At 32.5% G+C, this 9460-nt stretch carries 13 protein-coding genes; 2 read left to right on the plus strand and 11 right to left on the minus strand.

Going from position 1 to position 9460, the window contains the following annotated elements:
* Window positions 1-157: 157 nt before the first annotated feature.
* The 3 genes from SLH51_RS23740 to SLH51_RS23750 form a co-directional block, all read right to left on the minus strand.
* A complete protein-coding gene (locus SLH51_RS23740) occupies window positions 158-385 on the minus strand; it encodes a hypothetical protein (RefSeq protein ID WP_335964060.1) in 228 nt (75 codons plus the stop codon).
* A 559-nt stretch (window positions 386-944) separates the two neighbouring features.
* The gene (locus SLH51_RS23745; RefSeq protein ID WP_335964061.1) at window positions 945-1154 is read right to left on the minus strand and encodes a hypothetical protein; all 210 of its coding nucleotides are present in this window, start codon (window positions 1152-1154) and stop codon (window positions 945-947) included.
* A 267-nt stretch (window positions 1155-1421) separates the two neighbouring features.
* Window positions 1422-2444 carry a serine hydrolase domain-containing protein gene (locus tag SLH51_RS23750; protein ID WP_335964062.1) on the minus strand — a complete coding sequence of 341 codons (1023 nt, stop codon included), beginning with the start codon at window positions 2442-2444 and terminating at the stop codon, window positions 1422-1424.
* Between the two features lie 282 nt (window positions 2445-2726).
* Between SLH51_RS23750 and SLH51_RS23755 the strand changes: the two genes are divergently transcribed.
* Entirely contained in the window at window positions 2727-3347 is a 621-nt protein-coding gene (locus SLH51_RS23755) for a hypothetical protein (protein WP_335964063.1), read from the plus strand.
* Window positions 3348-3489: 142 nt separating this feature from the next.
* On the opposite strand, the gene SLH51_RS23760 is transcribed toward SLH51_RS23755, so the two are convergent.
* Window positions 3490-3705 (minus strand): hypothetical protein, encoded by a 216-nt coding sequence (locus tag SLH51_RS23760; protein WP_335964064.1) that lies wholly within the window; start codon window positions 3703-3705, stop codon window positions 3490-3492.
* A gap of 166 nt (window positions 3706-3871) precedes the next feature.
* Window positions 3872-4633 carry a hypothetical protein gene (locus SLH51_RS23765; protein WP_335964065.1) on the minus strand — a complete coding sequence of 254 codons (762 nt, stop codon included), beginning with the start codon at window positions 4631-4633 and terminating at the stop codon, window positions 3872-3874.
* 740 nt (window positions 4634-5373) lie between these two features.
* On the opposite strand from SLH51_RS23765, the gene SLH51_RS23770 reads away from it, so the two are divergent.
* On the plus strand, window positions 5374-5706 hold the full coding sequence (locus SLH51_RS23770) for a hypothetical protein (protein ID WP_335964066.1): 333 nt from the start codon (window positions 5374-5376) through the stop codon (window positions 5704-5706).
* A gap of 89 nt (window positions 5707-5795) precedes the next feature.
* Here the strand turns inward: SLH51_RS23770 and SLH51_RS23775 are convergent, their stop codons facing one another.
* The 6 genes from SLH51_RS23775 to SLH51_RS23800 all read right to left on the minus strand — a co-directional run bounded on the left by SLH51_RS23775 (window position 5796) and on the right by SLH51_RS23800 (window position 9367).
* On the minus strand, window positions 5796-6317 hold the full coding sequence (locus SLH51_RS23775) for a hypothetical protein (RefSeq protein ID WP_335964067.1): 522 nt from the start codon (window positions 6315-6317) through the stop codon (window positions 5796-5798).
* Window positions 6318-6503: 186 nt separating this feature from the next.
* Complete coding sequence (locus SLH51_RS23780; protein ID WP_335964069.1) at window positions 6504-7049, minus strand: hypothetical protein; 546 nt, start codon at window positions 7047-7049, stop codon at window positions 6504-6506.
* Between the two features lie 224 nt (window positions 7050-7273).
* A complete protein-coding gene (locus SLH51_RS23785; protein WP_335964070.1) occupies window positions 7274-7543 on the minus strand; it encodes a hypothetical protein in 270 nt (89 codons plus the stop codon).
* Window positions 7544-7855: 312 nt separating this feature from the next.
* Window positions 7856-8083 carry a permease prefix domain 1-containing protein gene (locus SLH51_RS23790; RefSeq protein ID WP_335964071.1) on the minus strand — a complete coding sequence of 76 codons (228 nt, stop codon included), beginning with the start codon at window positions 8081-8083 and terminating at the stop codon, window positions 7856-7858.
* A complete protein-coding gene (locus tag SLH51_RS23795; protein ID WP_273848424.1) occupies window positions 8067-8420 on the minus strand; it encodes a PadR family transcriptional regulator in 354 nt (117 codons plus the stop codon). Before SLH51_RS23795 ends, SLH51_RS23790 begins: the two co-directional genes overlap by 17 nt.
* A gap of 536 nt (window positions 8421-8956) precedes the next feature.
* Complete coding sequence (locus SLH51_RS23800) at window positions 8957-9367, minus strand: Lrp/AsnC family transcriptional regulator (RefSeq protein WP_335964073.1); 411 nt, start codon at window positions 9365-9367, stop codon at window positions 8957-8959.
* Between the last annotated feature and the right edge of the window lie 93 nt (window positions 9368-9460).

The raw sequence follows: 9460 nt of genomic DNA on the forward strand, positions 1-9460 counted from the left end.
GCTCATAGTGGCTCCATGTCAAGCGTCATCGTTCTACGCTCTATTATGGAGAAATAGGATTTTTACTTAACTAATTTATGTCCAAAATATTGACTTAGATCCAGACTGCTTGCTGTTAAAGTAATGCACCCTTTAGTTGAAGAAGAAAAAATAAAGATTACCTATTTTCTTTTTCAAGTTTATTTGCAATTTCAGCAAGAATATTATTTCTTTCTCTTTGAAGTTTAATTAAGGTGATTGCAAACCAAACAATGAAACTTATTAAAATAAGATAAAGCACAAACGGGAAAATCGAAATTATATAAAACCCAATCTCACTCCCAGTTGCACCTATGATTATTAAACCTAGTATAAAAGTTACACCAAATATTAAAATATATTTCATTCTTCTCCTCCTTAACCAATAACTTTATCGCATTTATTTCAAGTAACCTGCTTCGTTAGCGCAATAAGCCAAATGAGCTGCAGTTACGACAGCTCCCACTCTTTTATTCAAACAACCCTATAATTGAAGAAGTAATAGGTTACTTCATTAACCAAAAAATAAATATTATTACTAATATAAAGACAAGGCAGCCACCCTTTGTAGGACTTCCGTACAATGCTCTATTCCACCCATCATCAGTGTCAATTTTACTTACATAATCATCCTTGTCTCGCTTAGACATCGAATATTAGTGGACTTATTGTATCACTTACGATTTAAAGGACAAATTTATTTCAAATAAATGTAAATTTTTTTCAACTAACCTACTCGTTCACAAGAAGCGACTATTCTTATTGAGCAATCGCTCTCCGTTAGTAGAACTTCATAGATGTCAGTAAATTCTTCATGAATTAAACTTTGAGCAAATGCTTAGTTCAACTTGTCGAAAATCTAAATTTGCAACCTTTTAAATGTAAGAAGTCAAAAAAAAGATTTTGATAATAAATGTATCAAAATGCTATTTTTTTTCACAACGGACTGGAGACCAAAAGCCATCCTTCGTTATCACGACTTCTCCTTCTTTATCAAAGTTATCAAAGCATTTCTCTATAATGAGTTGATTTGCTTGATGATTCTTATTAATTTGGTTAAGCACTAAACCACCTATCGTTAGAATAGCGACACTTCCAACTATTGCGAGAATTATATTTAATTTATTTTTGTTCAAATATTTCATCCCCCTAGATCTATATAGTTATAGATAACCTTAAATTCTTCCTCTCTAAATGATTTATTTTGTTCTATTTAATCTATCCAACTATCCAAAACACTTAATTCCTTCTGCAACTAAAGGGCAGTTATATATAGCATCCGTTCCAAAACATTGATATGGTGCACCTATTTTCAACGACGGTTATTAGCGTTAGTAGTATGCTGACTTGGCGAATACCCCAGCCAAAATTTCGTCTGATTAACTGAAATTAGACTTATTCCGTTATTTTATATTTTTAATTATTTTCAACATCATACGCGCTGCGACATTTTGCCCGTAAAACTGATTAGTTGTTCCTGTAAAGTATAGATCCGTCTTTGGATGGTAAAATGAAAAAGCCCCTGTCTGTCCCCAGTGTCCTATCAATCCATTTTTTAATTCTTTAAGAAATATAGGTTGATTTGCAATCCCAACTCCATAAAAGAATAACCCAGGACCAAAAAGGAGTCTCCAATCTTTAAGCTCCTTGAAATATTCTTTCGGAAAGAAATATCCATTGAAAAAAGCCTTTAAAAATATCATTGATTCCTTCGCAGTTGATACTATGCCTCCTTCTGGTCCGATAGATGACATATATTTTGGTAAACGGATTTCCTTATCTTTATAATAGATAGGGGCAGGTCGAGTATCACTCACATCTTCAAATAAATACGTATCTTCTAAATTGAGTCCATCAAAGATAAATTCCTTAAAGACCGTATGGATGTCTTTGTTTGTGATTGTTTCAATAATCTTACCTAAAAGCTGATAATTTGTATCGGAGTATTGAGCCTTTTTACCAGGAACAGATTTCGGTTTCTTTTGTTTTGCACTTGCTATTGCTCTTTCGAAGCCCCAACTCTGATCTTTTCCTGCTGTTAATTCCCTAACAACATCAGAAGAGAAATAATCCGGAATTCCTGATGTGTTGGACATTAAGTGTTTGATTGTTATATCTTTGGAATATTCTATACCTTTAAATAGGTGGAGCTCATGTAGAATTTCCTCAGAAAAATATTCTGAGATTTTATTTTGGAAATTCAGACGATTTATTGATCTTAATTTTAGTAGAACAGCCGTGACGTATAATTTCGTTACACTTGCGATAAAATATGGTTTATTTATAGTTAGATTTCCAGCCCCGTATATTTGCGATAAAGAATTGTCCCCATTTTCGACACATAGTACAACACCATATATGTTTTTCTTTGATACCGCAGTTGACACTATTTCAGCAACAAATGATGGCCCAATTGTTCGTAACAACTATATTATCCCCCTCTCAATCAAAGCAACCTTAATACTTATAGCATCATTCTTGTTCAACTCTTCTGCCCCTTTATTTTAACATTAATTTCCTTTTCACTGACATATAAAAAGCGTCCCTTGTTAAAGGAACGCTCCCGTTACTTCAAGTGTAATCCTTCACATAATTAAAAGGATATAATACTAACAGCAAAAACAAACTTAAACAGACAAGTCCTCATATTTGGATATTTGGAGCATAGACATATGTAATAGTTTCCAATTAATAGGGGTTTATAAAGAATGAAAAAGATAATACTTGTAGGTTTTATAGCCGTAATTATAATAAGTCTTGTTGGTTGTTGGGACAATGGGAAAAAATTAGATACTTCGTTGTTAAGGAGTATCGGTGAAAATTCATACATTTTCCCAGCTTATGAAGTAATACTTAGAGAGATGCCTTTTAAAACTCAATTACCTACTTATATACCAATAAAAGGAGCTATGGCAAGTAAGACATGGGAAACGTCTAGTATTATTACAAATGACAATCTTGAAGAAGTTTTAGTTGAGTTATCACTTGAAACAATCCTTACTGAAGATGTACCAGAAATACTTCTTGTAGTTGCTGCTAATTATAAAGATGAGTCTTGGGATTACGTTAATTTAGGTAGAGAAGTAGAATTAGATAGTGAAACTATTGGGAATTTTTATTATCTTCGTGATAGTGAGGATAATCATGTTGAGTTAAGGTTCAACAAGGATGGAGTGTATTATATTATTATTTATTATTCTTATGTCGAAACAAAAGAAGAAAAGGAAAAGGAATTAATAAAAATTGCAAATTCTCTGGTTGATTATGACAGATGGTATGACGAAAAATACATTGAACCTGGATTGGAACCACCAACGATAAATGACTAAAGTGCAATGGAAATTAACTCCATTGCACTTCTTTTTTATCGAAGTATTCTGCTCGTTACTTCAACAAGGATAGGCGATAAACTTTATTAAGCAATCGTTCCCGTTACTTTAAGTATAACGATTCACAATATCCAGACATTCCTTAATCCTGTTTGTTACTTAATAACTCTTCCATTTTCTTTTCTAATTCTTCAATTCTCGATTCCTGTTTTATAAAAACTGTAATTAACACTGCTAATACGAATGAAATAAAAATAATTAAAGCCCAAATGTTTTCTACAATAAGACCGAGGAAGAAAAATGTAAAAATCCAACAAATAACTATACAAGCCAAAAATGTACCCATAAACTCCTTCAACTTCACATACCTCCTCCATATCATAAAGAATCTTTTATAGTACATAACATCCCTATTGTAATTTCTTATTGAACAATCCTGCCCTTTAGTTTAACATTATTTTCCAATCCGTAGACAAAAAAAGAGCTGCATCTACTACAGCCCATAATTTCACTTTCACCACCCTTTAGTTTAAGAACATTGAGTTGGCGATTTTAAGTAAATCCTCCACTTTAATATCTTTTTTCGTTGTTTCACTTATACCTATTGTGTATTTTAAATTCTTATGTTGAAAGATAAGTTGATGGGCTGGAGGAAAATTAGGTTGATACAGTGCTTTCGTACCGTTCTTTAAAGTATAATATTTATCATTTTCACCTTTTATCTTCTCTAAACCAGTAATGTTTGGTGTTACTTTTATTTGAACAAATTCTTGTAAATCAGCATTTCTATACCTTAACATTAGTGTGACTTTATCTATGTATGCGTGTATATGTGTAATGTCAAAAGGAAACTCCGACGGGGCAAGTACAGAAGTCTTCATTTTATCTTGATATTCTCGAATTACCTTTGATTCATCAACAAATGGATTAGAACCATCGTAGACAACTCTTATATCGGTGACTTTTTCTTTATTAGATGTAACTTCCCATATAAACGCAATTCTTTCTGGTTCATCATCTTCACTGACGAAGTACCCAATTGCAACTCTAACATCTTCGTAAGGTGAATTTAATGAAGAAAAGCCTGTTATTGGTGTTTTTTCTCTTATTTCAGGTATTTCAACACCCGAAGCAACAAACGACTTTGCTTCTTCTTCCCCCTTCGTAACTAACGTATGTATTAAATTACTAACAACATTTTCATACTTAAAAGGTGTTGCCATTACTGTCTCCACCGATAAAAAGAGCATTAAGATAGTTAGTGTTATGGTTATTATTCTTTTCATTTTCAGCACCTCCAAGGTTATTTTTTCCTTGGAGGTGCTTTTTATGTGTCGTAAAACTAAATGCTTCTTTTCCACACCCTGTTTATTATCCTGACTCGTTAGCGCAAGAAGGAGCTGCGCAACGACAACTCCTGTTCTTAAAGTCTTTCACTCCGTGACTTGAGTAAGAAATGTATTATTGATTTAGCAAGAACTTTTCCAACTCTTCAACCTTAAATGTGCGAAGAACAATCCCTTTGTCATCAAAAACAAAGATTTCAGGGAACTTTTCTAAAGATAACACTTTCTTATAATCATATTCATGTGAAGAATTTTCCTCAACTCTAATGTACGATAATGAAGGAATCTCTTCCCATAATCTATTCTCATCAATTAAGTCGTTATTGATGCTACGTGAAATTCTTCAGAAGGCATTTCATTATCAAAAATAACGACACTGTGTTTACCTTCAATCTCTGACTTCAATTTACTAATTACTTTTTCTTCGTCTGAGGAACAACCAACAAAAATTAAGATTAGGCTTAATAAGATTGCAAAAATATATTTCAAAATTCCACCTCTTCCTTTTGTCTTAACATATATCTTGATAGTCTTTATTGAAGTAATTGCTCCGTTAGTGAAAAAGCGAATGCTCTTGTTGAACACTCGCCCCCGTTAGTTGAAGTTTTTGCTACAATAGTTACTGAATACTATTAATTTTATCGGGAAAGGTAAGGAAAAATCCTTAAGGAGGCTGTCCAGTGACAAAGAAGATTGTTATGTACATAATCGCAGCACTCTTATTCTTTGGAGTTATTTTTTCCGCAATAGACGATATAAAAGATGTAGCAGCGAATGTTTACCCTAGTACCATTGAAAATGTCGAAAAGGATAAAGAAAAAATTATTGAACAATTACAAACACTTTATGATGAACGAACAGTTGTTGATGTAATCATTCAAGATTTAGAAACACATAGCAATCTAACTGACAAACAGTTGGAATTAATAAAACGGGCTGAACACAGTTTAGAACTAATGGACCGTACACTGCAACAGTTATTTGAAGAATTTAATAACACCATTCAAAATTAATGCCGACCGTAACTTCTATTTAATGTAACGAGTGATTCTTATTTAAAGAATCACCCCCATTAGTTGAAAAAGCACTTTACTTGTTTATTTTAACGAGTCTCTTCAATAATAATTTCAATCTCTCTTTCAATTTGTCCAGAAGTGTTACCACTAAATAATTTTTTGTTGTCAATTCGGGACAAAAATTGATTAATTTTCTTTGTATGAGCTTCAAGGTTTCCAATATCTTCTTCAGTAAGTGTACCGTTCACAGCATTTGAAAAGACAATATAAATTATGCTATTTGATTTATGTTGAAATTCATACAAGCTACCTGAATCTATTGTATTATTATGGTTGTTTATCGGCGTACCATTTCCTGTAAGAGCTCTTGCAACAGCTGTTTGCTCATTCGCTTTTGCAAGGGACAATATAAAATTTTCTATTTCACCTTTATAATAAAAATCTAATGCGAAATTCAAGTCCGCATTCATCTGTTCTTGACTTGCTAAATATTGAGATAATATACTGCGCTTCATCTTTTCATGTGGGAGGTTTGGAGAGTACCAATAAAAAATACCGATGATTGCAAGTAAGATAAAGACTAAGGTTACATAAAATCTTTTTGACATAATTACAACCTTTCATAGGACACATATATTTAGATAAACATTCTGTCTTCCACTAAACTGTCCGTTAGTAAAAAAGCGACTGCTTCGTGTTCCCCAATCGCAACCCTTTAGTTTAAGTGTACACCATCACAAATCACTTAGAATTTGAATGTTCAATTTTATGCCATCTTAAATCTTCGTTAAGGTCTATATGATTTTTTTTTCAGGATAACCATAGTAATAAAGTTCTTCATCATCTTCATTGAGAGCTAAGGCATTTAGACGGTCAATTTGTTTGCTATACGGAAACAAAAAAGAAATACGTTCCCCTTGATTGATTTTTTGTTTTTCTCGTTCTAGTTCTCTTCCCACTACAATATAAGCCACTTCATTAACCGCTGACTCGATTACCAATAATGTAAACTCCTCATTACCAGTCCGATAACTCATGCCTCCCAGAGTCTTTATATCATCATCACTGTAAGGTACATATGTTGAACCCCTACTACTGTATAAAAAACCTAATTTTTCAGACAACGCTATTCGGTATGTTTCCTCTTTATCGTCTTTAAATAAAAAAAGACTAGAAGAACCAGTATCCCACTCTTCTAATAATACGGAACTATTTGATACAAAATGATTACTTTTAGCAGCACTCAAGGCAGTAAATCTATACCCAAAGAACCCTACCAATATTAGCATTATAATTAAAAACATTGAACCAATAGTAATAGCAGTTTTCCTTTTTTTCATAAGCCTCTCCCTTTATCTGGATAAGTTATCCTTACTTACCCTAACACAAATTACCAATTAATTGGTCAAAAAAATAACTTTTGTTTCGAAATCCTTCTTCCACAATCCTGACCGTTTCTTCAACAAAGAAAGACGATAACCTTTATTAAGCTATCCGTTACTTCAACAAGAGAAAGGCGATAACCTTTATTCGCCTTTCGCACTCTGTTAGCTGAAGAAAAAAATTATATACCTTCCCAACTGTCTTCTTTATTTGAAACATGACGGAATACTAAATAACCTGCAACATTAAATAGGACAAACACAAAACTCCATTTTAAATTTAATCTTCTTTCATGATAAGCATTTATCATTGCCCATATAGAAAATAAACTCCAATAAAGGAACCCTAATAGGAGCAAGCTCAGAACACTTAAAGTATGATAACTATTTCTTTCAGTTATCACATACCAATTATCGTTACCACTACCAGAGGGGAGTAACTCACCAACCATCTGTCTAGTTATTCCATATTGGTAATCAGCCTCTTTATTACCAACGTAATCAAATAACTCTTCATTGGTTATATTACTTACATCATAAATAAGAACATCTGAAATATAATTTGTACCATGTACGACTGACGCTATTTCTTTTTTTATATCATCTGATACAATATCACGATTGTCTAAAATAGAATGTATTTTTGTAGAAGCAAATGATTTTTCGCTTAAACTTTGAGCCTCTTTTGATTGTAAGGTAGCAAAAACAATTGGAGCAATTGTGAGAAAAATTAATGAAACATAAAGTAGCCATTTGGAAAATAATTAATGTTTTTTGGATAATAGACCTACAATTGAGCGTATCTCATTTTCATCACCAAACCGTTCAATTGCCATAAGTATTGCTTTTTCTTCTTCTACGCCCTCGGATTTCAATTCAAGAACTAGCTCCTGTAAATGAGTTTTCATCTCCATCTTTAATTCTTGGATTTCTTCCTTACTTCCCTCAACATTGTTATAAACATAATCAACATATTCATCTATTTTTTTCATTTTCTCCTCCTACCACCAAAAAAGAGTCAATAATTTCTTTAACAAATAACCACTCCAATTGTTTATTCTTTAAACCCTCATGACCTAGCTTGGTTACTTCATAGTATTTTCTTCTTCCACCTTGACCTTGCTCATCTCCCCAATAAGAAGAAATCCATTTATTTTTCTCCAGCCTTTTTAAAGATAGGTAGAGTGTGCCTTCTTTCAATTCAAATTTCCCCTTGCTTTTTTCTCGAACTAATTTCGCTAATTCATATCCATACATATCTTTATTAGCTAAGATTGAAAGAATTAAGGTATCAATATGACCTTTTAAAACTTCCTTATTAACCTCCACAGTCGTCCTCCAATCAAAAAATTAATACTCTATGTTACAATGTATTAGTTTGTTTAAGTAAATATTCGAAGAAGCATCAAAAAACTACTCATCAGCAAAAACTTTTCCTTGTTGTGGAAAAAGTAAAAAGCGATTTACTACAAAAAAACAACGTCCAGAGATAAAAGCTCTCTGAGCGTTGTTCTATTATTTCAGTTATTCAATTAAAGCTCCCATTAGTTTCTGTAGTGCTTTTCAAGGGAAGATGGCTATATAAAAGCTTTGTATGTATAAGACTAACATTGATAAAGACGTGCACTTGAATTGGAGTGGCGGGCATGATAGCCTAATTTGGCTGAGTCAGAAACCTTTGTTTCGCCTGGCTCCATGGCTCCATAGTCATGCCCGTAGAGGCTCCAAATCAAGTGACAAAGTGCTTTTATTTCCTTTTAGAATGGATTCGAAATTATATGAAAATAATATTAAAAGCCATTTAAATAAATCAAAGCACTACACTACATTTAAGTACAATGTTTCACAAACATCTAATTGATGGTCTATTTATTTATAATTATTGATAATTTGTAGTTCACATGCATAGTCAAACCCATTAAGAATTCATCTAACTCTTTAGTAGAGGGAAATTTACATTCTAAAAGGTAGCAACTGTCCCCACTAATTTTATAGTTATTTATTACAAATTCATTTTGTGCGTTTAAGAATGTCAGATAAGGTTCATGATTTGGACTATTTGTAATTATACTTATCATTGCATGAATGGTATAGCCCATCTTTACTTGATTGATTTTAATGGTGTATCCATCAATTATTCCACTATCCTCTAACTTTGCCACCCTTGCTGAAGTAGCTGGTCCAGTCAAATGTACTTTCACACCAAGTTCCTTCATTGTTATCCTACTGTTTTTGGATAGTTCATCTATGATATGCATATCCGTGTTATCTAACATCTATCTAACTCCTTTCATCACTAGTGTTGCATAAATGTTGTTTGAATTTTCAGTTTAGTTATCTATCTTGTTTAGAGCCAAAAAGGTAAATAC

The sequence above is a fragment of the Halalkalibacter kiskunsagensis genome, assembly GCF_037027555.1.
Lineage (GTDB): Bacteria > Bacillota > Bacilli > Bacillales > Bacillaceae_D > Halalkalibacter > Halalkalibacter kiskunsagensis.